General features: G+C 38.6%; 20 protein-coding genes and 1 pseudogene. 15 read left to right on the forward strand and 6 right to left on the reverse strand.

Annotated elements, in window-relative coordinates; translation table 11 throughout:
- Positions 1-94 precede the first annotated feature (94 nt).
- The 3 genes and pseudogenes from J2Z32_RS13005 to J2Z32_RS13015 all read right to left on the reverse strand — a co-directional run.
- Positions 95-631: pseudogene (locus tag J2Z32_RS13005) on the reverse strand (DUF817 family protein); the annotation flags it as partial.
- Between the two features lie 30 nt (positions 632-661).
- Positions 662-871: a helix-turn-helix domain-containing protein gene (locus J2Z32_RS13010; protein WP_210089608.1), complete on the reverse strand. Its 210-nt coding sequence runs from the start codon at positions 869-871 to the stop codon at positions 662-664.
- Positions 872-881: 10 nt separating this feature from the next.
- The gene (locus tag J2Z32_RS13015) at positions 882-1364 is read right to left on the reverse strand and encodes a DUF2975 domain-containing protein (RefSeq protein ID WP_245251438.1); all 483 of its coding nucleotides are present in this window, start codon (positions 1362-1364) and stop codon (positions 882-884) included.
- A 460-nt stretch (positions 1365-1824) separates the two neighbouring features.
- On the opposite strand from J2Z32_RS13015, the gene J2Z32_RS13020 reads away from it, so the two are divergent.
- The 3 genes from J2Z32_RS13020 (at position 1825) to J2Z32_RS13030 (ending at position 4442) form a co-directional block, all read left to right on the forward strand.
- The gene (locus J2Z32_RS13020; RefSeq protein ID WP_210089609.1) at positions 1825-2217 is read left to right on the forward strand and encodes a MerR family transcriptional regulator; all 393 of its coding nucleotides are present in this window, start codon (positions 1825-1827) and stop codon (positions 2215-2217) included.
- A 148-nt stretch (positions 2218-2365) separates the two neighbouring features.
- Entirely contained in the window at positions 2366-3289 is a 924-nt protein-coding gene (locus tag J2Z32_RS13025; RefSeq protein WP_210089610.1) for a hypothetical protein, read from the forward strand.
- Positions 3290-3341: 52 nt separating this feature from the next.
- Positions 3342-4442 (forward strand): SGNH/GDSL hydrolase family protein, encoded by a 1101-nt coding sequence (locus J2Z32_RS13030; RefSeq protein ID WP_245251440.1) that lies wholly within the window; start codon positions 3342-3344, stop codon positions 4440-4442.
- Between the two features lie 209 nt (positions 4443-4651).
- On the opposite strand, the gene J2Z32_RS13035 is transcribed toward J2Z32_RS13030, so the two are convergent.
- On the reverse strand, positions 4652-6436 hold the full coding sequence (locus tag J2Z32_RS13035; RefSeq protein ID WP_210089611.1) for a sensor histidine kinase: 1785 nt from the start codon (positions 6434-6436) through the stop codon (positions 4652-4654).
- A gap of 42 nt (positions 6437-6478) precedes the next feature.
- Positions 6479-8050 (reverse strand): response regulator transcription factor, encoded by a 1572-nt coding sequence (locus J2Z32_RS13040; RefSeq protein WP_210089612.1) that lies wholly within the window; start codon positions 8048-8050, stop codon positions 6479-6481.
- A 274-nt stretch (positions 8051-8324) separates the two neighbouring features.
- Between J2Z32_RS13040 and J2Z32_RS13045 the strand changes: the two genes are divergently transcribed.
- From J2Z32_RS13045 to J2Z32_RS13080, 8 genes are all read left to right on the forward strand, one after another.
- Entirely contained in the window at positions 8325-9644 is a 1320-nt protein-coding gene (locus tag J2Z32_RS13045; RefSeq protein ID WP_210089613.1) for an ABC transporter substrate-binding protein, read from the forward strand.
- Between the two features lie 24 nt (positions 9645-9668).
- A complete protein-coding gene (locus tag J2Z32_RS13050; protein ID WP_210089614.1) occupies positions 9669-10544 on the forward strand; it encodes a carbohydrate ABC transporter permease in 876 nt (291 codons plus the stop codon).
- Positions 10541-11347, forward strand: a complete 807-nt coding sequence (locus tag J2Z32_RS13055) for a carbohydrate ABC transporter permease (protein WP_210089615.1) — start codon at positions 10541-10543, stop codon at positions 11345-11347. The genes J2Z32_RS13050 and J2Z32_RS13055 overlap by 4 nt, the downstream gene beginning before the upstream one ends.
- Positions 11348-11673: 326 nt before the next feature.
- Positions 11674-13776: a beta-galactosidase gene (locus tag J2Z32_RS13060; protein ID WP_245251442.1), complete on the forward strand. Its 2103-nt coding sequence runs from the start codon at positions 11674-11676 to the stop codon at positions 13774-13776.
- A 158-nt stretch (positions 13777-13934) separates the two neighbouring features.
- Positions 13935-14576: a polysaccharide deacetylase family protein gene (locus J2Z32_RS13065; protein ID WP_210089616.1), complete on the forward strand. Its 642-nt coding sequence runs from the start codon at positions 13935-13937 to the stop codon at positions 14574-14576.
- Between the two features lie 105 nt (positions 14577-14681).
- Positions 14682-14897, forward strand: coding sequence for a hypothetical protein (locus J2Z32_RS13070; RefSeq protein ID WP_210089617.1), 216 nt, complete (start codon positions 14682-14684; stop codon positions 14895-14897).
- Between the two features lie 64 nt (positions 14898-14961).
- Positions 14962-15684, forward strand: a complete 723-nt coding sequence (locus tag J2Z32_RS13075) for a GntR family transcriptional regulator (protein WP_210089618.1) — start codon at positions 14962-14964, stop codon at positions 15682-15684.
- A gap of 298 nt (positions 15685-15982) precedes the next feature.
- On the forward strand, positions 15983-18370 hold the full coding sequence (locus J2Z32_RS13080; RefSeq protein ID WP_245251444.1) for a phosphoketolase family protein: 2388 nt from the start codon (positions 15983-15985) through the stop codon (positions 18368-18370).
- Positions 18371-18598: 228 nt separating this feature from the next.
- Here the strand turns inward: J2Z32_RS13080 and J2Z32_RS13085 are convergent, their stop codons facing one another.
- The gene (locus J2Z32_RS13085) at positions 18599-18835 is read right to left on the reverse strand and encodes a hypothetical protein (protein ID WP_425343001.1); all 237 of its coding nucleotides are present in this window, start codon (positions 18833-18835) and stop codon (positions 18599-18601) included.
- A gap of 149 nt (positions 18836-18984) precedes the next feature.
- On the opposite strand from J2Z32_RS13085, the gene J2Z32_RS13090 reads away from it, so the two are divergent.
- The 4 genes from J2Z32_RS13090 (at position 18985) to J2Z32_RS13105 (ending at position 24298) form a co-directional block, all read left to right on the forward strand.
- Positions 18985-19275: a DUF5316 domain-containing protein gene (locus J2Z32_RS13090; protein ID WP_210089619.1), complete on the forward strand. Its 291-nt coding sequence runs from the start codon at positions 18985-18987 to the stop codon at positions 19273-19275.
- 66 nt (positions 19276-19341) lie between these two features.
- Positions 19342-19650, forward strand: a complete 309-nt coding sequence (locus J2Z32_RS13095; RefSeq protein WP_210089620.1) for a hypothetical protein — start codon at positions 19342-19344, stop codon at positions 19648-19650.
- Between the two features lie 235 nt (positions 19651-19885).
- Positions 19886-22672, forward strand: a complete 2787-nt coding sequence (locus J2Z32_RS13100) for a glycoside hydrolase family 3 C-terminal domain-containing protein (protein WP_210089621.1) — start codon at positions 19886-19888, stop codon at positions 22670-22672.
- 708 nt (positions 22673-23380) lie between these two features.
- Positions 23381-24298, forward strand: a complete 918-nt coding sequence (locus tag J2Z32_RS13105) for a helix-turn-helix domain-containing protein (RefSeq protein WP_210089622.1) — start codon at positions 23381-23383, stop codon at positions 24296-24298.
- The last annotated feature ends 10 nt before the right edge of the window (positions 24299-24308 follow it).

The following is a 24308-nucleotide window of genomic DNA, read 5'->3' on the forward strand; positions in this document are numbered from 1 at the left end:
AATTAGGGAATGAATGTACACCATTCGGAACCCAGCATACAGGAGGCGCTTTTTTTGTTCAAACCTCAAATTAATTCATTACAGGAATTGCTCCTACTTTATAATTCACGGAAGACCGCCAGAAAACGATAATGACGAGCACAGATAACCACCAGCGCACATCAATCCAGAAATGATGAGTAAAGAAATTGAAATAAATAAGAGCAGCAACAGGCACAACTATCCTTAATGAAGGCCAATGAACAAGCTCTACGTGTAACCTTCTCCACGCTTGGCATAAATAGCTAGCAACACTTGCGTACATAAAGCCACTGTACAAGGGGACGCCCCCAACCTTGAAGAAGCCTTCCTCTGGATACGACCATGACCCCATATGTACTTTAAATAGCTCTAGTGCCAGCCCTATAACATGAAATAGGGAAATGACCTTTAATTCATCCATCGTTTCAAGCTTGGCGTGAACCATCCACCATTGCATCAGTATACAAATAATGAGCAGCCAATCATATCTAGGCAAAAAGGGAAGAGGGACATACTTAGTCAATGCCAGTGAGCTGAAAATAACGACAGGGAATAAGCAAGATAGAGCTTGAGCTATCCCAAAACGAAACAGTTGCTTGATCGCGTTCATATTTTGCCCCCTTTATCCTATTCGACAGGCTTATTCCTCTTTGCGATATTCTAAAATATCCCCTGGCTGACAGTCTAAAGCTTTACAGATCGATTCTAAGGTGGAAATTCGGATTGCTTTTGCCTTCCCATTTTTTAGAATAGAAAGATTGGATATCGTGATGCCCACCTGATCAGCAAGCTCAGTCACACTCATTTTTCGTTTTGCTAACATAACATCAATATTTATAACTATAGCCAAGAGTATCACCTCAAATCGTTAATTCATTTTCTGCTTTCATATCGATTGCGTTTTTTAATAATGTTTTTAGTACGGCGGCAAATACGCCAATCGTGGTAGAGGCTAAAATGATGATTAATCCAAATGCGATAATACCAGGAGCATCTTCTTGATCAGCAATGAAATACAAAAATGGGGAAGCAATTAAATAGAGTACGCTTATAATAAAGGCATAATTTCGAATTAGCTTTAAAGCTCGAACGGATTCATGAGAAAAAGCATTATTTTTGTCTATATAGCTTAACAGTTGTAAAGCTTGATATAACGCAGCAAAGTAGACTAGGGCTGATCCGTACGCTGATCCCATCAGGAAATAAACCCAAAAATCTGGATAGGCTTCTGCTAGGTCACTACCTATACGAGGCACAATCCAAATACATAAAGCGAAAATAGGTAAAGCAAGTAAAAAAACAATCACCTTTAAAAATACGGTTTCTCGTTTGATAGCAAACATCTCTTTTAATCATTTTCATCAAAACTTTATCATCTTTTTTGTTGTTTTACAATAAATAATTGTTGTTTTATAAGTTCTTGTGGTTGCTAACTTCAGGGGGAAAGCAGCTACGGTACAGAGGGTGGCTTCGACCCCTGTTACAGCCTGATTTTCTTGAATTAGATCGTATGGATTGAAAAACAGTCTGTAAAGGCGGACGTGTTCACTTCTCCACCATCCCTCTACCCCTTCGCTATTTTGCTTCCCGTCAACCACTAATTTCTAAGTTGAGCCCTTTTGATTGAAGTATAATTGTAGATGGAAGATGATTTTAAGAGACAACCTTCAGAATCTCTCTGTCTCTTCGCTAGTGTAGGTTAGTGGTCAAGTATTAATTTTCAAGGTTGAGCCTATAATATATTGCTTATGAAGTGGACGAAATATTTAAATAATAACGATGATAAAGGAGGAGGATATACAGATGAAAATGACAAGAGGACAGCTTGCCAAGCAGACAGGCTTATCGGCAGCGACAATTCGTTACTATGAGGAGCAAGGTATTTTACCTAAACCAAGTCGTGGGGAAAATGGGTATCGTCTTTATACTGAAGATTATTTAGTGAAGATAAAATTTATAAAGGATACTAAGCAGTTAGGTTACCCCTTAAAAGAAATTCAAGAGGTGTTGCAACTATTAGGGGATGAGATTAAACCGGATATTCTAAGGGAACGAGTATTGGATAAAATTGCGGATATCGATGAAAAAGTGAATCAGTTTCTAGCTATAAAGGAAGCTCTTGTCCAATTGCTAAGTACGCCTGAGGATGAGATTTATCAATATATTGAATCATTTCGTGTAAAAGGAAATAACTAGGGCGAAACACTAGAAACTGCGAAAAAAAAGATAGAGGAATGAAGCGATATATGTAGAAATATTTGAGTTAGAAATTTTTTGCTAAACAATTATTGAAATGGCGGGATTTAGATTTAAAACAAAATAACTCTAAAGGGGACTATCAGATGTGATCTTTCATCCTACAATTGCCTTCTCAGGTTTTATCGGTTCATTAATTATTGCTATATTCACTGGGTCATTACTTGCCATAAATCCGTTCAGGCTGTTCATATCGAAAGAAGAACTGAATTTCATTAGTAGTGGAATGAAAATGATTAGACATTTATACTTCGCAATAATAGTTACATTAGGTTCAAGTCTTTATACTATAGTATTAACTAGTATTGATAAAGAGTACGAAAAAGCATGGATTCATAAATTTGTGACTCAAGTTGTAGGAGCCGCAACAACACTTTATATATTCTTTGGAACGGTTCTAATAATATCTATTCTGCAGATTCCTAGTGTAAAAAAATTAATAAAGAATTTTGCTAATAAGAGCCGTTTAAATAAGAATGTAATAATACTATCTTATTTATTTATTTGGGCATGTTGTATTATTTCTTGTACAGTATTTCACGGTTTATTCATGAATGAAACATTATTAAATAATGTTAAGCCTGAAATGAAGTTTAATACATCTTCTGATCTGTTGTTCCAAATTTATTTATATGATAAGGAAATTATATTTTTATACTTATTGATGTTATTGGTTATTTATTTTATATATGTACTTATTGAGAAGTCTAGTAAATTTTTATTGAAATTTGAAATATTTATTAATGTTTACTGTACTGATGGCAGTATCTATCTTAATAAATATTTAGTTAATCACAATGTTGACGGTAATTTACTAGTTTGTGATACTAATAATGTTTCTGATATAAATAAATATTTGATTTCAAAATCTCAAATAAAATACATTAAGTTTATAACAGTTCCTTACTCCTTTGGGGAGGAAATTGATAAGCTATATAGACGAATCGTATTACCAGAAGATTTTACTGAACAAGAAAAGAACTTGGATTATAGAAATAGTGATCATAAATAGATACTTTTTTCCAACATAAATTTATTCAAATAATATAATGGGAGGCTGAACAATGTCAGTAGAAATGCTTAAAAGTTTTAAACTTACTCCACAACACGTCAAGCTAATCGGACGGACACATATGCACCATGACATACGATGGCTTGCTTTATCAGGTAGTGGCATTGAGTTTTCTTTTTACGGGAAAAGGGCTGAAATTACGATTATTGGTGATCAGATCGCAACAAGTGGTATTAATGAAGCTAGAATTGCGATTGAAGTAAACGGCCAACGAGTTATAGATGAGCTTGTTACTGAAAAAATGAAAACGTATTCTATTTTTGCTAATGATGAAAATGAGATAGAAAATCAACATGGGGATAAACAAGTTACTGTTCGGATAATTAAGTTGTCTGAAGCGGCAATGTCTACCGTTGGTGTAGCAGATATAAAAGTGGATGCGATAGATGGGATTAAGGCAACGCCAATCAAAACTCGCAAAATTGAATTTATTGGTGATTCCATTACATGTGGGTATGGTGTGGATGCAAGTCATGCGGAAAGCCCCTTCACGACAGGCACGGAAGATGTGACGAAGGCATTTGCCTATCTGACGGCACAAAAGCTTAACGCGGATTACAGTATGGTCAGCTATAGTGGATACGGAATTATTTCGGGTTATACGGAAAATGATCAAAAGCTAACCACGCATATTTTGCCGCATTATTATGATAAGGTTGCCAAATCTGAGGGATATTTTCATGAAACGGTGAATCCAGTTTCTATTGCTTGGAATTTCAATGAATTTACACCCGACCTTGTTGTCATAAATTTAGGCACAAACGATGACTCTTACACCAAGGATCATCCTGAACGCCAAGCGGACTATGAACAGCAGTACAGCTTATTTCTGAAACAAGTTCGAGCTAACAATCCACATGCTAAAATATTATGTACGTTAGGTATTATGGGGGATCGTTTATTTCCTTATGTAGAGAGAGCGGTAGCCGCGTATAGTAACGAAACAGGCGATACTAATATTACTACAATGAAATTTGAGGTGCAGTTGCCGGAAGATGGCTTTGGTGCGGATTGGCATCCGTCTACAACAACACATAACAAGGCAGCAAATAAACTCACGACGCACATTCAGAGCCTTATGGGTTGGGATTAATCTCATTTCTAGTTGTGATAAATCTACTGAAAGTGGGGTCTCCGAAGATTCAGTCGTGAATCTTCGGAGATTGGAGGAATAGGAGGCTAGGGGGAAAGCTTGGGCGTGTCTGAAAATCTGATAAAGGTCATCTATTACCGCCTTTTTGCTCCTTACTCTATTATCTTCCCTTGGTCCTATCACAAAGTGACTATGAAAAACGGGCCGCATTAATCTTCTTTATAATCGCTATAAACCTCTGGCTCTGATTCCGACTGAATAATCGGCAACAAAATCTTGACCGCAGTGCCGTAACCCTCTTCACTTTCGATTTGCACCCCATAGTCTTGCCCGTACAAAAGCTGCACACGTCCATGTACATTTTGAATACCGATTCCAGATAAATGGTATTTTTTCTTTTCCTTTGCACTTTGTTGATTTGGTGACATGCCAATGCCATCATCCATAATTTCGATAATTAGCTTTTCATTGCGTTGTGTAATAAAAATATGAATATTACCACCAACCGATCCAGGGAAGGCGTGGAAAAAAGCATTTTCAACAAACGGCTGTATAATGAGCTTTGGAATCAGTAAATCTTCACAGCCTTCGCCAATTTCATAATGTACTTTAATCTGATTGCCATAACGAATTTGGTTAATAAATACATAATGCTTTAACGTTTCAATCTCTGTCATCACGGTTACAACATCTTCAGTTGAGCCAAGTGTACTTTGTAGCATAGAGATTAAGCTATCTATCGTTTGATCCACCTCTTCGGTACGATGCATTTTAGCCAAATACTTAATTGAGCTTAATGTATTGTATAAAAAGTGAGGATTGATTTGCATTTGTAAAGCATTTAAATCCGCCTTCCTCCGCTCCTGCTGCTCATGTAGTAGCTGCTCCGTATGTTCATCAATTTCTTTAATAAGTGAATTGTACGCTTTGGTTAGTACATTTGTTTCATAGCTACCACTTTCCTGAAGAGGGTGTGGCTTAAGGTTGTTCCCACTAGAGGTAGTCATCGTTTTCACTAGCTTATTAAGGGGATGTGTAATCCGTCGACTTAGCCAATATACAAAAATCATACTAATAACAACTAAAATACTGACTACCTTGAAAATTTCCCAAGAAATATTATACAAGGGTGAAAAGGCAACAAGCTGATCAATTTCTTCCACAAGATAAGCGTTAAATTCAGGTAAAAAATAAGAGATATAGGTTTGTTTTTGTAGTGCATCTGACTTTACCCCACCTTGCTCCTTCGTCTCAGTAGCGAGATTTAAAAGTGGAAGGTCCTTTTGGCCGATCAGCTCTTTTTTACTACTAGATAAAATGACGCCTTCTGGCGTAATAAGTGAAATATGGGTGCCGTTTGAAATATAAGGACTATATTTTTGGGAAATATTTAATTCATTCATGACAACTGCAACATAACCGTACATCCAGCCGTTTTTATCCATTAAAGGTTTAGTTGCAAAAATAAAATTTTTATAAGTGACAGATTCTTTAAATAAGTTATCACTGCTGTGATACAAAATTTTGTTAGGAATCTCTCCCTCAATCGTCATATATTTAGACACGATATCCTGTGGGATTTTGTCCCATTTTAAAGCATTGCTTGAATAGTGCCGCCCACCCATGCCCGGAAGCGAAGAAACGATAACATGGGAGTTATCAGGACTTAAATAATCTTTATATAAATCAATATATCTTCCTAATGAAATCACTAAATTAATATGCTCTAACGTCGTGGTAACGGGCTTCGTAATGTAATTTTTGAATTCAGAGCTACTGCTTACCTGTAGCATGGTATTCACGACCTGATCGTTATAGCGCAATAAATCATGCTTGACTAAATTCATGTTTGCCGAGGCGCTTTTAATGACTTGTTGCAGCAAAATTCGTTCTGAAATTGTAGAGGATGCAAAAACGAGCAGGGTAGAAATGACGATAATGCCTGACAGCATCAACGCTACAAATTTAATAAAAATACTGTTTTTACGAAGCATCTTATGCACCTTCACCCTATTGTACGTATGTTTTTTATAGCTTTATGAGTGTAAAGCTTGATTGCGAAATTCAAGTGGCGTAAAGCCTGTAAGCTTTTTAAATACCTTTGAAAAGTAATTATGCTCGGAAAAGCCCGTCATCGCACTAACCTCAGATACAGAAAGATTTAAGTCTAATAGTAGCTTTTTAGCTTGCTCCACACGAATTCGATTAATATAGGTCGTTAAATTTTCACCTGTACGTTGCTTAAAGTAAGAAGACAAATAGCTGTAGTTCATATGCAAATGATTAGCCATCTCAGTGAGCGAAATATCATTGGCGTAATTGCCCTGTACATACTCGTATATCTGATGGAGAAGAATAGAATGCTGTTGATCTCCTTGGGTTGATGCCGATTGTAATTCGGTAATAAATATCGTCATAACATGCTCTAGCTCAGCGATATCATGGGCTAAATCAATACTTTTAAATTGCTTTAGCTTAGAGGAGGTGCCTCCAGACTCCAGTCGTTTGTATTGCTCTAGTGTGCTAGTTGCAGTGTAAACAATATTTTGGCATATCCGCTTTAAGCTATAATCGTCATAGGCTTGTCCTTGCTTCACTTCATCAAAAAACGAGGTTAGCATCTTACAAGCGTCGTCTAAGGCAAACATCCGCAACATCGTTGTAAACGTATTTAAGTCGAAATCAACCTTTTCACCTGTTAATGAAATTTTACCTTCGTCCACGATAGGTTGATCTGGAAAATAAAATACTTTACCTAAATACGGTGTAATTCGTTCATGTTGTGGCAAAATTTCCTCAAATGTCTGAAAAGGATGAGTGCTTACAAAGGAAATATACTTAAAGATGTTTTGAATTTCATTTGCCAATTGGGAGAGCGCGAATCTTACGCGTTCCTCCTGTGACAAGTCATAGTTAGACAGAACTAGCATCTCATTTTTTAAAAAAACAACCGTGTAATGTAGCTCAGATAAATACGTCTCGGCATTTTGGAGTATAATTTGCTCAATTTGGCTTTGGTTATAGCTTGTCCGCATTAAAATGAGATTTGTGCTGGCCTTAACCATGTGAAAATTGGGGAACGGAAATTGAGCCTTCAACTCCTCAATTGTGGCATCATCTAGGGTTGGATCTAGCGTTGTATCCTGATTCAGCCATTGGCTTAACACAAGTGAACGATCAAATTTAGGTGGTTCATGACTTAGTTCGGGTAGATTTACATCACTACATAGTGATTGGATTAAAGCAATCAATTCCTCAGCAGAAACCTTCGGTTTTAGGAGATAATCGGTTACACCATATTTGAAAACTTCACGTACATAGTTAAATTCACTGTAGCTGCTTAGTACCACAATTTTAATATGAGGGTACATTTTTTTTATATTTTTAGTCAGCTCGACACCATCCATGACGGGCATAACGATATCAGTGATGACAACGTGTGGGGAATGCGCCTCAATTAAAGCAAGCGCTTCTTGTCCATTGGCTGCCTGTGCAACAAATTCAATGCCATAGTCGCTCCAGTTACATAAATGAACAATGCCTGATCGTAAGATCACCTCATCATCCACGATCATAATCCGATAGGTTGTTGTACTTGCTGTAGTCATAGATTCACCCCATTACCTCTAATTATTACCTTCATCATAACCGATGCCTACGCAGAAGGGTATTGGGCAGACAGTAACAACAAAGGATATAAATAAAAAATACTATTATCCAAAATTATTGCTAAAAATTTTAAAAGAAGCGTTTTCATAATGCTAAAATTTTTACTATTTCTCAGCTAATAATTATTATACTTAGAATGCAATTATATTTAAAATTAAATTCAAACCAGTAAATAAAGCGTTTTCACATTATAGAAAAAAGGGGTTGTGTATTTTGAAAAAATGGTTATCGATGTTGTTATTGCTTTCGTTGACAGCTTCATTACTTGCAGCTTGTGGTTCCACTAGCTCAGATACGTCAGGCAATAAAGAGGCAGGAAAAGATACTAAAACGGAATCAGGCGCAAAAACAAAAGTAGTTGCTTGGGCTTGGGACCCTTCCTTTAACGGTGCGGCACTAAAAATTGCTGAGGAATTGTACAAAAAAGAGCACCCAGACTTCGAATTAGAAGTTGTTGAGATGGCGAAAGCTGACTTGGAGCAAAAGTTAAATACAAACCTTGCTTCTGGCGTTAAAGACGGACTTCCAGACATCATTTTAGTTAATGACCCTAACATTCAAAAATATGTAAATTCCTACCCAAATACATTTGCTGACTTTACGGATAAAGTCGATTTTACTAAATTCTCACCATATAAAGTAGATGCTCTTCGCATTGATAACAAGATTTATGGTGTACCGTTTGATATCGGTGTAACTGGGATGTTTTATCGCTCTGATTACTTAGAGCAAGCAGGCTTCCAACCTGAGGACTTAGAGAACATTACATGGGATAAGTATATTGAAATCGGTAAAATTGTAAAAGAAAAAACAGGAAAATATATGGCAACAATCAATCCTAACGATGAAGCGTTGACATCGATCTTATTGCAATCTGGTGGCTCATGGTACATTACAGCAGATAACAAAGGTAACTTTGTGAACAACCCAGTCATGGCTGAAACACTTCGTGTATACAAAGCGATTGCAGACTCTGGGATTGCAAAACCAGTTACAGGCTGGAGCGAATTTGTAGGAAGCTTTAACGCAGGAGATGTAGCTACAGTTGTATCTGGAGTATGGCAAGTGGCTTCTATTATGGATGCTAAAGACCAAAGTGGTAAATGGAGAGTAGCACCAATCCCTAAATTAAACGTTGAAGGCGCAGCGAATGCTTCCAATGAAGGTGGCTCTAGCTGGTTCGTATTAGATGGCTCCAAAAACAAAGACACAGCGATGGATTTCCTTGCAAAAACTATCGGAGGAAGCAGTGAGTTTTACGAGCGCTTCTTGAAGGAAAATGGTGGTGTTGGTTCTTATATGCCTGCCTTCACAAGTGAAGCTTATGGACAAAAATCAGAGTTCTTTGGTGGACAAGCAATTTATAGCGACTTTACAAAATGGTCAACATTAGTTCCAGGTATTTCTTTAGGAATGTACACACAAGAAGCAAAAGACGCGTTGAAAAATGAATTGCCTAACATCTTGAACGGTGCGGATATTACGAAAAGCTTAGAAAATATTCAAAAGCTGTTTGAGCAACAGGTGCAATAAATTAAAAGTTAGGCAGGTGGAATTATGCGTAACAAATGGAACAAATCAAATATTATAGGATGGCAATTTGTATTATGGCCTTCCTTACTCATTATAGTATTTAGCTTTTATCCGATGGTCCAGTCCTTGCTGTTGTCGTTCCAGTCAGGTAAAGGGGTTGTATATCAATATTCAGGTATTAGTAACTATACACGTCTATTCTCTGATCCGATGTTTAAGCAAGCTGTACTAAACACGATGCTTTACCTAGTTGTACAAGTGCCAATCATGTTGTTTTTGGGCCTTATTATCGCTTATTTCCTTAACCTGCCGAAACTTCGTTTTAAAGGTTTTTATCGTACAGCAATCTTTTTACCTTGTGTGACATCACTCGTATCTTATGCTGTATTGTTTAAAAGTATCTTTGCTGTAGATGGCATACTGAACAAAATGTTAATTTCTAGCCATCTTATCCATGAGCCTATCGCTTGGCTCATGGACCCAGTATGGGCAAGAGTAGTTATTATTGCAGCAATTACATGGCGTTGGACAGGATATAATATGATTTTTTACCTCTCTGCCATGCAAAGCATTGACCCAAGTGTATATGAAGCGGCTTCAATTGACGGGGCTTCTAAAACAAAGCAATTTTTCAAAATTACTGTACCGATGTTAAGACCCATCATTTTGTTTACAGCGATCATTTCAACGAACGGTACATTGCAGTTATTTGATGAGGTTGTCAACATTACAAACGGTGGTCCAGGTAACTCAACCATGACGATTTCTCAGTACATTTATAACTTGTCCTTTGTATATACACCTAACTTTGGTTATGCGGCGACAGTATCTTATGCGATTGTAATTATGGTTGCGATCTTAGCCTTGCTTCAGCTTAAAATTGGAGGGGAGAAAAAATGAGAAAGTTATCGAATTTAGGTATTCACATATTCCTCATTATTGTTTCTGTCATCTCCCTGTTCCCGTTTTTATGGATGCTGATTGGCATGACAAACACTTCCTCAGATATTGTTAAGGGTAAATTTAGCTTTGGCAGTATGCTGCAGGATAACATTACAAAATTGCTGGACACAACAACGCTTGGTTCTGCCTTTTGGAACTCGGCAATTATTGCGGTGATTGGTACGATTTTAACCTTGCTCTTAAGCTCGATGGCGGGCTATGGCTTTGAAATTTATCGTAGTCGTGCAAAGGATAGATTATTTGGAGTTTTAATGCTCTCGATGATGATGCCATTTGCTGCGATTATGATTCCATTGTTCCGGATGTTTAGTCAATTTGGATTGCTAAACTCTCCGACGGCTGTTATTTTGCCAATGATGACGACAGCATTTATGATCTTTTTCTTCTTGCAAAATACGAAGTCCTTCCCACGTGAGCTGTTGCAGGCAGGACGTGTGGATGGCTTAAATGAAATCCAGCTTTTTACTAGAGTATATGTGCCAACGATGAAACCAACGTATGCGGCAGCAGCGATTATAACCTTCATGAACCATTGGAACAACTTCTTATGGCCATTGATTGCCTTGCAATCGCAGGAAAAGAAAACCTTGCCACTGATCGTGTCGAGTTTGGCTTCATCCTATAATCCCGATTATGGCATCATTATGGTGGCAATTGTAATTACGACCATTCCTACGGTATTAATCTTCTTCTTGCTACAGAAGCAATTTGTGCAGGGAATGATTGGTTCGGTTAAATAACAGATCTCGATAAAATTAGTTGTTGACAACAATGGAGATGGAGGCTACGAGACAGAGAGTTCTTCCGATCGTTGTTAAAACCAGACGAACGTTTCACTTCTCCAGAATCTCCCTGTCCCTTCGCTAGTTTGGGTTAGTTGTCAACCACTAATTTAAAAATCGAACCATTATTTAATCTTCATTAATTTTAAATTTGATAGCCTGATTCTCATCCTAAGTGTTATGCATCAAGGTGAAATCAGGCTTTATTTTTACACATATTTATACATTGTTAGACATCTTAAACTTGTTTGGACTAGGTACATTTAATTTGTGGAGGGAACCCATTGAATACAAAAACAAGAACACAAGAGACACATCTTTTTGGAGATCAGCTTTTGCATGGTGCGGACTATAATCCTGAGCAATGGTTACATGAACCAGAGGTGCTGGAACAGGATATTCGTTATATGAAGGAAGCGGGCTGTAATGTAATGTCTGTAGGGATTTTTTCTTGGGCTGCATTAGAGCCTGAGGAAGGGAAGTTTAACTTTGAGTGGATGGATCATGTGATTGATTCCCTTTATTCGAATGGCATTTCTGTCTTTCTGGCAACCCCATCAGGTGCACGTCCAACTTGGCTCGCTCAGAAATATCCCGAAGTATTGCGTGTAAGCAAAGAACGCCAACGTAATTTATATGGCGCACGTCATAATCATTGCTATACTTCACCTATATATAGAGAAAAAATAAGCATTATTAATACAGCATTGTCCAAGCGATATAGTGACCATCCTGCGGTCAAGCTTTGGCACATTTCCAATGAATATGGTGGCGAATGCCATTGTGATTTGTGTCAGGAAGCGTTTCGGACTTGGCTTCAAAATAAGTACGGTACTTTGGATGCATTAAATGCGGCTTGGTGGACGACATTCTGGAGTCATACGTATACTGATTGGTCACAAATTGACTCTCCTGCCCCACATGGCGAGAGTGCAACTCATGGCTTAAACCTAGATTGGCGCAGATTTGTAACCGATCAAAGTCTTAATTTTATGAACCATGAAATTGCAGCGGTAAAAACCTATAATCCTGACATCCCTGTTACCACCAACTTTATGTATTACTTTGATGGCTTAAACTACTTTAAGTATAAGGATTCCGTTGATATCGTCTCATGGGACAATTACCCGCTATGGCACAAAAAACCGGATATCGATATTGCGATCGATACAGCAATGAATCATGATATGATGCGCTCTATTAAGCGTAAGCCATTTTTGCTCATGGAAAGCTCACCAAGCATGACGAACTGGCAAGGCGTTTCTAAGCTAAAAAAACCAGGTATGCATGTATTATCATCGATGCAGGCGGTGGCACACGGCTCTAATTCGGTGCAATATTTTCAGTGGCGTAAAAGTCGTGGGTCTAGTGAAAAATTCCATGGTGCAGTTGTGTCCCATGATAGCTCGAATGAGCATCGTGTATTTAAAGAAGTGACAGAGCTAGGTAACCTACTCCAGCAGTTGTCAGTAGTAGATGTAGCAAATTCAACAACAGTGTCCCAAGCTGCGATCGTATATGACTGGGAAAATAAATGGGCAATCGAGGATTCACAGGGACCACGCAACCAAGGTATGGGGTATATTGAAGAGGTTCAGCGTCATTATCGGTCATTGCTAGAGCAAGGTATTTCTGTCGATTTTGTAGATATGGAATGTGACATTAGTGACTATAAGCTGCTTGTTGCTCCAATGTTGTATATGCTTCGGGCTGGCTTTGAGGATAAGCTTCGTTCATTTGTTGAGCAGGGTGGTACATTAGTATTAACGTACTGGAGTGGCATTGTTGACGAAAATGATCTTGTGTTTAGAGGTGTTGCACCGCATAAGCTAACTGATGTTGTTGGTCTAGTTAGTGATGAAATCGATGGACTGTATGATCATGAGGCGAATCAGGGCATCGTTAACGTAGAGGCTGCACCCATCGTGCAGGAGGGTAAGGGCAAGCTAACTGGCTTCTATTTCTGTAGTACGTTATGTGATTTAGTTTCTTTGCAAGGTGCAGAAGCCATCATGACTTACGGCGATGACTTTTACGCAGGTAAGCCAGCCTTAACCCGTCACCGTTTTGGGACAGGTGAAGCCTACTATGTGGCTAGTCGATTTGAGCAGCAGTTTTATCGCGATTTTTATTATGATGTAGCTGCTAAATTACAGTTGAAAAAGGCGGTTGAGGTATCATTACCATATGGCGTGTATGCAACTACGCGTGAAAATGCTGATACCGAGTACCTATTTGTTCAAAACTATAACGGTGTTGCGTGTGAGATGCCTGCTTTAGATGAAAAGTGGACTGTAGTTGATAATGAAGGAGTTCGTCAATTAGATACTGCCGTCTCATGGCAGATCCAGCCATTTGAAATCATTGTAGCAACACGTAAGATATAAAACAAATTTAACTTATTTCTAAGTCCATCCCTTTATCGGGGTGGGCTTTTTTTCAACAATTTAAGAAATGTTTGGCAACATTCACTTTTTGACATAGTGAGATACGGTATAATGTAGGGGCATAGCGATAGGAGTAACTTAAATTCGAGGTGAGTGTAATGGATAAGTTAACTAAATTTAGCGTGCTTGAACAGGTTTCTACAGAGGACAAGATTGTTGCTTTTACTTTTGATGATGGCCCTAATCCGTTATATACGAGACAGCTACTTGATATATTTCGTGCGGTTGGGGGCAAAGCAACCTTTTTTATGTTAGGTCAACAGATGGATGCTTCAGAAGACGCAGAGCAGGTAGCAAGAGAGGCGCACGCGGCAGGACATGAGATTGGAAACCATACGTATACCCATCCCAATTTAGCGACAGTTTCTTTAGAGGAAGCTCAAGCTGAAATTGAAAAAATGGAACAACGAATTGTTCAAATTACAGGGAAAAAACCTGCTGTTTTTAGACCGCCTTACTTTGGCATTAATGATGAGGTACAGCAGTTTGTTGGGAATCGTGGTTATTATACGATCGGTGCAGTAAACAATGAGGCACAGGATTGGGAACAACCAGGTGTAGATTTTATTATCGATCAGACCAAAAAGAAGCTGAGAAAAGGAAGTATTTTAATTTTCCATGATGGTTATGGGGATCGTTCCCAATCCATTGAGGCAGTGCGGCTATTGGCGGAGGAGCTTACTGCTGAGGGGTATCAATTAGTGACGGTCAGTGAACTTATTTCCTTAGCTACTCAATAAATTATTTACATATTCTCCCTCATTTCCAAGAAAGAAAAACAATGAACACAGAAACGATGAACAAAAGAAATAGGAAACAAAGAAAGAAGAAAGGAATGATTTTTCGTGTCGCTTAGCCGTAAGTCTGTAGAGCAAGATTTCATCATCGAGAAGGTGCAGCAATTATTCCAATGCAGAGTGCTATGGAGTGAAGGAAGACCATGCTTGGAGTATGACAGCCTTGAGGAGCTAGACAAAATTGAAGCTTATGTCGAAGCTGAGTTTGGCGAAAAATTGTTGGATGTATTTTTTACGGCGGTTGAAAGCTTACCTAACTCCTAATTGGATATGGTAAACTAGGTTTACTGGGGTTAACTGAAAAATGACCTTAAAAGAGGAGTAAGATATGACGCAGTTTGTGTATAAAAAAATTATGGATGACCTCAAAAGGAAAATATTCGCAGGGCAATTTCCTGATATGAAATTACCAGACGAGAGGACATTAAGTGAAGCATATCAGGTGAGTCGAAGTTCAGTCAAACATGCCTTGAATAAAATGGAGCACGTAGGCATCATTTTTAAAAAACGTGGCTCAGGAACATTTATCAATCCTTTATACATTAAAAATGAATCCATTTTCAATTATGAAGGCTCAAACCTAGGGGTTACAGATAATTTTCAAATGCATGGGCAAAAGCCTAAGGTCAAAGTACTCAGCTTTGAGGTGATTTCTCCAACAGAGGAGTTACAACGAGATTTGTTTATAGATAGATATGATTTTGTTTATAAAATCGTGCGTTTACGTTTGTTTGATGATCAGCCATTTATGATTGAGACGGGCTATATTCCGATTAAAATTGTGCAAAATTTAAATCAGGAAATTATTGAAGGCTCCATCTTTAATTATTTGGAGGATGCGCACAACCTTGCGGTAACGAAGTCGTTTCTGTCCGTGTTTGCAGAGCCTTCTCAGGCTGAGGATCAGCAGCTTTTACAGTTAGAGCCAAATGAGCCGGTAGGCGTAATGGAAGGTATTTTCTTTTTAGATAATGGAACACCATTTGAATTTTCGCATATGCGTTTTCATTATAAATATATGAAGTTTAATTCCTTTGTATCGGTGCAGTAAGCAAGAATTATTTGACAACGTAGACATCAGAATAATAAACAAGGTTTAGAAAAGACTAGGGGAAAATACCCTAGTTTTTTTGTGTATCTATAATAAGTAAAAATTTATAATAATTTATAAATAAAAGGAATAAAAACTAGTTTATAGCTGTAAATTTCATACTATGTTCAAAATTTCACATAATTGGACCGTATTAATTGATAAAAAGGTTGAATTTAATTTTGATAGCGGTATGATGTACTTGAAAATAAAGAAAACGGAAAGAAATTACAAAAAAAATTGTTTAGGGGTGGAAGAAATGGCAATGATCGCACCGAAGTTGGATTACTCATCTAAAGAATATTTGGCAAAGGTTGATGCGTACTGGAGAGCAACAAATTATATTTCAGTAGGTCAGCTATACTTGAAGGATAATCCTTTATTGAAGGAGCCTTTAAAGGCATCAGATGTAAAGGTAAAACCGATTGGACACTGGGGCACAATTCCAGGTCAAAATTTTATTTACGCTCATCTTAATCGTGTTATTAATAAATACGATTTAAATATGATTTATATTGAAGGTCCAGGTCATGGTGGTCAAGTCATGGTCTCTAACTCTTACTTAGACGGCAGCTATACTGAAATTTACCCACAAATTACACAAGATATTGCAGGTATGAAAAAATTGTTTAAGCAATTTTCATTCCCAGGTGGTATTGCTTCCCATGCCGCACCTGAAACACCAGGATCTATCCATGAAGGTGGCGAGCTTGGTTATTCTCTTTCTCATGGTGTTGGTGCAATTTTAGACAATCCAAGTCTAATCTCTGCTGTTGTCATCGGGGATGGAGAATCCGAAACAGGACCACTTGCAGCTTCTTGGTTCTCTAACCGTTTTATTAACCCAATTACAGATGGTTGCGCATTGCCAATTTTACACTTAAACGGCTTCAAAATTAGTAACCCAACCATTCTTTCTCGCAAATCAACTGAAGAGCTAACTCAATATTTCAAAGGCTTAGGCTGGGACCCTCATTTTGTAGAAGGTAGCGAGCCTGAAAAAATGCACACAGCGATGGCTGAAACTTTAGATATCATTATTGAAAAAATACATGCGATTCAAAAAAATGCTCGTGAAAATAACGATTTAACGATTCCTGCATGGCCTGTTCTAATTTTCCGTTCCCCTAAGGGTTGGACTGGACCTAAGGAATGGGATAAGGTGCCAAATGAGGGCTCCTTCCGTGCTCACCAAGTACCGATTCCAGTAGATCAAAAGCATATGGAATATGCACCTGCATTGTTGGAATGGATGCACAGCTATAGACCAGAAGAGTTGTTTGAGGCTAATGGTAAATTAAAAGCAGAGCTTGCTGAGCTGACTCCAAAGGGTAACAGACGGATGGGTAAAAATCCGCATGCTGATGCAGGGCATCTTGTGAAGGAATTGAAAAAACCTAATTTCCGTAAATACACTGTAGATACAAGCCAACCAGGCGCAGTATTAGCGCAGGATATGTCCGTGCTTGGTAAATACGTAAAGGATGTCCTCGTTGAAAACGAAGACAACAAAAATTTCAGAATTTTTGGTCCAGATGAAACAATGTCTAACCGTCTAGGACCTGTGTTCGAGGTTACGAAACGTCAATGGATGTCAGAAATCATTGAACCTAATGATGAATTTTTAGCTAATTATGGTCGCGTTATTGACTCTCAATTGTCTGAGCACCAAGCGGAAGGGTTGCTAGAGGGTTATGTATTAACTGGACGACATGGATTTTTTGCAAGCTATGAAGCTTTCTTACGCGTTGTTGATTCCATGATTACACAACACTTCAAATGGTTGCGCAAAGCGACAGATCAAGGCTGGCGTGCAGAAATTCCATCCTTGAATATTGTGGCAACATCTACCGTGTTCCAACAAGACCATAATGGATATACGCACCAAGATCCAGGTATTCTAGGCCACTTAGCAGATAAGAAGCCAGAATACATTCGTGAATATTTGCCAGCAGATGCAAACTCGTTGCTTGCAGTATTTGATACCATTTTGAATGACCGTCAAAAAATTAACTTGATTGTTTCTTCTAAGCACCCACGTCCACAATGGTTTAATGGGGATGAAGCGCAGGAATTAGTGGATAAAGGTCTTAAAATTATTGATTGGGCAAGCACAGACAATGGCGCTGAACCTGATGTTGTATTTGCTTCCGCAGGAACAGAACCAACCATGGAGGCGCTAGCGGCAATCTCCATCTTAAATGAGAAGCTGCCAAACCTTAAAATTAGATACATTAACATCGTTGATTTATTGAAATTAAGAAGTCAAAAGCTAGATCCTCGTGGTCTTTCTGATGCTGAATTTGATGGCTTCTTCACGAAAGATAAACCTGTCATTTTTGCATTCCATGGTTATGAAGGCTTAATCAAAGACTTGTTCTTTGATCGTCACAATCATAATTTGCATGTACATGGCTATCGTGAAAACGGAGATATCACTACCCCATTTGATATGCGTGTTGTCAACCAAATGGACCGCTTCGACCTCGTGAAGGAAGCTGTGCTTAGCTTGCCTGCTTCTGAAGCACATACTGCAATTGCAAATGAAATGGATGAAATGGTGAACAAACACCACCACTTTATTCGTGAAGAAGGTACTGACTTGCCAGAGGTTGAAAACTGGGTATGGAAAGGCTTGAAGAAGTAAGGAAACGCAAGCTTGAAGATCAGGTCTTGAGCTCAAATTTTTAAATCTAGAGTTTCTAATTTAGTAAGGATAGCCAAAAAGAAGCTTCTACATCCACGTATATGTGGGCGAAGAAGCTTCTTTTTCATATGAAATATTGTGTTTTAATATTTTTAATGCCTCAATTATGTTTGAGTGTCCAATTAAAGTCTAGATTTAAAGCTTAATTTTATGGCTGATGAAATTCACTTAATGGAAGTTTCCAGACTCATTTTCTTTATATTTTCCATCACTGTTATGCAAGGCTTGCTTACGACGATCGTTACGCGCCTGTTGCAGCTGTTGTGCTTCATGACTATTTACCGGTGTTTCCTCCAGCCTTTTCACTGTATTAACTAGGTTCTTATCTGGCTCGTGCTGTTGTTGATCCAAGTGGAAGCCATCTCCTTTGTAGTTGTAGTTGAATCTTAGTATGTGCTTCGTCATTACCATTATGCACCTTGTAGCTCTTGATCTCACATTTTCTAATATATTGGTGATATGCTAAAGTAAAGTTATCGGAGTTAGGCCATAGAAAATATACAAGTGATTGAGTTGACATATTATAGCTCACTACTTATAACGGGGTGATGAGGTTGAAATCAATACTATATGGCGCAATTGTTAGTGTACTGACTATTACAATTATGAGATTAACAAAGGATATTGACACTGCATTAAATGTTACCTTCATTACAGGTGTAGTTATTTGGATTATTTCAGGTTTACTCACAGGTTCATTTATAAGTGGAGATCGTTCTAGAGCTAACTATCATCAAGAGACAGAGGAGGATCGGACGTCGAGAGTAAAGCAATCTCAATTTTTGTTTTTGTTTGGTTTGCCTTTTATAGTAATGGGGATAACCGTATATTTAATTGTTAAATAAAGCTAAAGGAGTGCATAACCGCTATTTTTTTGTATATACTTTTGATGCCGTAAGGAGAATATTTTAATGGTAAACGGAATTGTTGATGGAGCCTACATAGGCTTTAGGCCGATCTATATTTTATTTATTTTAATGTTAGTGTGTTCATTGTTTGCAATGGCTTTTTTCAAGAGAAAGATAATAAATGGTTTTATGGTGATCAGTTTTTCAGTCACTTCGTTATTTGTGTCTGTAATAATAACTTATCAAATTGGTATTATTGCTGATGAATTAGGGATAGCTGGAGATCCCCTTTCATTTATCATGTTTATTGTTATTGCCTGTCTCGCCCTCTTTAATCCAATTTATTACTTTAGAAGATATAGGAATGTATAGAACCTAGCATTATTTTACGATATACATTTATTGGGGGATATGATGTTGCTCATGCTCGAAATCTGTAATTTTAGCATGATATTCTATTAAGTTGTGATATGGACATGCTTGCTGGGGGAAGGCTATAATTTAGAGAACTAGCTTTAAATTCAATTCTAATACTGATTTAAGAATGCGCTATCATTGTTGATGTAGCAGTACTTTGAAAGAAACATCAGGAGGGAATAGATAAGGTATGGAGAAATTAGGGATACCCTTAGAGGGATTTGCTGAATTTAGTCGAGAGGTTGCTGCACAAGGGGCAGTGCTTTTGAAAAATGAAGGACATGTTTTGCCTATTCAAAAAAATGAGAAGGTTTCGGTCTTTGGCCGAGTTCAAATTAACTATTATCGTAGTGGTACGGGTTCAGGTGGGAGTGTAAATGTAACCCATACAACAAGCCTGCTAGAAGGACTTCGTAATAAAAAGGATATTGAGATCAACGAGCAGTTAGCGCAAATTTACGAGCAATGGGTGAAGGAAAACCCGTTTGATAATGGTGGTGGCGGTTGGGCTGCCGAGCCATGGCATCAGAAGGAGATGCCTTTAACCGATGAGATCGTAGCTAATGCGGCACAGCAATCCCAAAAGGCGATTGTGGTCATTGGTCGGACAGCAGGGGAAGATCAGGATAATGCAGATGAGCCTGGTAGCTATAGACTTACAGACGATGAGAAAAATATGCTGAAAAAGGTATGTGCTCATTTTACCCAGACGATTGTGGTGCTAAATGTGAGCAATATTATAGATATGAGCTGGTTAAATGAAGACGAACTTCGTGATATTCCTACTGTCATTTATGCATGGCATGGTGGAATGGAGGGGGGCAATGCAATTGCAGATGTCATTGCTGGCGATGTAACTCCAAGCGGCAAGCTCACAGATACGATTGCTTACGCCATCGAGGATTACCCTTCTACACGAAATTATGGGGATGAATTTAGAAACTTTTATCAAGAGGATATTTATGTAGGATATCGTTATTTTGAAACGTTTTGCCCAGAAAAGGTGCAATATGAGTTTGGTTTTGGGTTATCTTATACTGATTTTTCAATTGAGACAGAGCAAGCACATGTGGTAGCAAAAGAAGGTCAGCAGTGGATTGAAGTTTCCGCAACTGTAAAAAATATCGGCGCAACCTATGCTGGTAAAGAGGTTGTACAGGTTTATTATGAAGCACCACAAGGTAAATTAGGCAGACCTGTAAAAACACTTGCTGGGTTTGCAAAAACAAAGGAGTTACAGCCAAGTGAATCTCAACGTGTCACTGTGAGTTTCCCTGTATCTAATATGGCGGCGTATGACGATAACGGTGAAAGTGGAGTAGCTTTTGCTTATGTTTTAGAGGCTGGTATGTACTTGTTCCATGTTGGCAACAGCATTCGTAATACAACTCAGGTTCAGGTGGATGGCAAGGATGGGTTTAACCTTGATCAGCTAGTAGTGGTAGAACAGCTTGAGGAAGCGATGGCGCCAGTACAGGAATTTACGAGAATGAAGCCAGGTGCACGTAAGGAAGATGGCACATATGAAATCGCCTTTGTTCCTGTACCAACACGTAAGGTGGATATGGCTGAGCGGATTACAAGCCGTTTACCACAAGACATTAAGCAGACAGGCAACCAAGGATATACCCTACAGGACGTAGCCGCAGGTAAGGTAAGCATGGAGCAATTTATTGCCCAGTTAAGTGACGAGGATTTAGCTGTCATTGTGCGTAGTGAAGGAATGAGTAGCCCACTTGTTACCCCAGGTACAGCTTCTGCATTTGGTGGTGTGAGTGATAGTTTGAGTAAGCTAGGAATTCCTGTTGGTTGTACTGCAGATGGTCCATCTGGAATTCGTATGGATAGTGGACATAAAGCAACCCAAGTATCTATTGGAACATTGCTGGCTGCAACTTGGGATGTTGAATTAGTCGAAGCCTTGTACGTGATGGAAGGTCAAGAATTGTTGCGTAACGGGATCGATGCACTGTTAGGACCAGGATTAAATATTCGTCGTAGCCCTTTAAACGGACGTAACTTTGAATATTTCTCAGAGGACCCGTTAGTTTCTGGTCTCTTTGCCGCAGCTTGTACGCGGGGGATTATGAAGGGTGGCGCCAATGCTACGCTGAAGCATTTCGCGGGTAACAATCAGGAGAAATTCCGCAACAAGGTAGATGCGGTTGTATCTGAACGAGCTTTGCGTGAAATTTATTTGAAGGGCTTTGAAATTGCAGTGAAGCAAGGTGGGGCGAACTCCATCATGACCGCCTACAATCCAATAAACGGACATTGGACCGCTTCCAATTACGATTTAAATACAACCATTTTACGTGGTGAATGGGGCTTTAAGGGGATTGTTATGACAGACTGGTGGGCAGTGATGAACGATGTCGTCAACGGTGGTCCAGCAGACCGGAAGCTTACGAATATGATGGTGCGTGCACAAAATGATTTGTATAAGGTAGTCACGAATTATGGTGCAGAAACGAACGTATGGGGCGATAATACATTGGAATCGTTAGAAAATGGTTCCTTGACACGTGGGGAGCTTCAACGTAGTGCGATTAACATTTGTGAGTTTCTCATGAAGGCGCCTGTATTTTTCAGAGCACTTAAACCAGAGGAAGTAGCTGCTACGATCAAAGGCAATTCTAGCTTAGAATCAACAACAGCTAAGCAAGTCCAAAGCATCTCGGTAGATGCTAAAGTGAGACCTAATGAAGCAGGGACAACCCTATTTGCGGTGGAAGAAGCAGGAGAGTATCGAATTTATGTACAACTGATGTCAGATGAGTTTTTCCTTGCACAAAGTGCGTGTAACCTAACGCTTAACGATCAAGCGGTGGTTACGATCCAAACCAATGGTACGGAAGGAAGTTGGATTAAACAAAAGCTAGTTAAAGTTCATTTGGATACTGGCGCATATGAAATGAAGCTTGACTTCATTAAGCCAGGGCTACAGATTGACTGGATTGAATTTAAGCGGTTGTAGTTAATTAAGGCTCATACCGATTAGTGATTGACACGATAAAGGTGGAAGCTACGGGGCAGAGGGTTCCTACGGTCGTTGTTAAAACCAGATTATTCAGAATGATTTGTTAAATGTTAAAATCTGATTTTAAGAGACGATCTCCGGAATCCCTCTGTCCCTTCGCTTGTTGGGGTGGGTGTCAATCACTAATGAAATGATGAGGCTTAATTGAGGTTAATGCATAGAGGAATTAGGTGATTGACACGATGAAGGTGGAAGCTACGGGGCAGAGGTTCCTACGGTCGTTGTTAAAACCAGATTGTTTAGAATGATTTGTTAAATGTTAAAATCTGGTTTTAAGAGACGATCTCCAGAATCCCTCTGCCCGTTCGCTAGCTGGTGTGTGTGTTAATCACTAATGAAATGATGAGGCTTAATTAAGGTAATGCTCAGAGGAAGTAGTAAGCTTGATCATAATTTTTAATCCCCTTATGTTTAACAGAAGAGGAGTGGATAAGCATTTAAACTCCATACTGTTAAACGCAAGGGGATTTTTAGTATTGTTCCTTTTGGATCGTAACTACCAGACTCCTATCGTTGTCATGGGCTAATTTCTAAATGGAGCACAATTTACATATTGTTATAACTTCCTTGTGCAAAAACTGTACGCTTGATGTAAAGCAATGCGCTTTAATTTCATTTAATCTAGCCATAACGGAGGGTGAATAGATGAAAAGCAGTAAAACTTTTGATGATGTAATCCAATATCTTGAGAAGGTGATACTTTACGGCGGTGAAATTGACTATAATGAAATATCAAAAATTGCGATGAGTCCCGCGGCGCTGTTCCAACGTATTTTTATATTTATATCCGGTGTCAGTATAGCGGACTATGTGCGTAAGCGTAAGCTTACACTGGCGGGCTTAAATCTAAAAAATAGTGATATCTCTGTGCTGGATGTTGCTATAAAGTATGGATTCCAGTCGCATTCAGCATTTTCGCGTGCCTTTAAGGAGCATCATGGGATTACCCCATCAGAAGCCAAGCTCGAAACTGCGAACTTAAATATTTTTCTTCCGATTAATTACTTAGAAATGAGATTTATAGGAGGAAAGCGGATTATGGCGGAAATGAAAAAAATTATTTACAAAGAAGTGGAAGAGCGCATTATGATTGGGATGCATACCGAAACCTCGTTTTTTGAGGCAGGCAAGGTGTGGCAGGCATTTTTTGAGGGGGATACGCCTACAAAACTTAGTGTAGTATCTGATGTGAAGCGCCCCGATGATATTGATGCTAATGCTGGGATCGGGATGATGTACAATTTTAAAGATATGCACAATTTTGAATTGATCATTGGCGACTTCGTACAGGTTGGTACAGAAATCCCAGAAGGACTTTATTCAAAGCATATCCCACGTGGCTTAACAGCACATATTCAAATAGAGGGAAATCAAGTTCCTGATATTGTGGAATCTGCTTATTTGTTAATTACGGAAGCGGTGGAGAAGACAGGCAAGCAAATTGACCATGAAAATTTTTACTGGTGTGAGGTATATACAGATGATCGTTATTGTGAGCCCTCCAGTCGAGGTGAAAAAGTAACGATAGATTATATCGTGCCGATCAAAGTGGAAAACAAGTAGAAAAACCAAT

Origin of the sequence: Paenibacillus turicensis, from assembly GCF_017873435.1 — a bacterium.
In the GTDB taxonomy this organism is placed as follows: domain Bacteria; phylum Bacillota; class Bacilli; order Paenibacillales; family Paenibacillaceae; genus Fontibacillus; species Fontibacillus turicensis.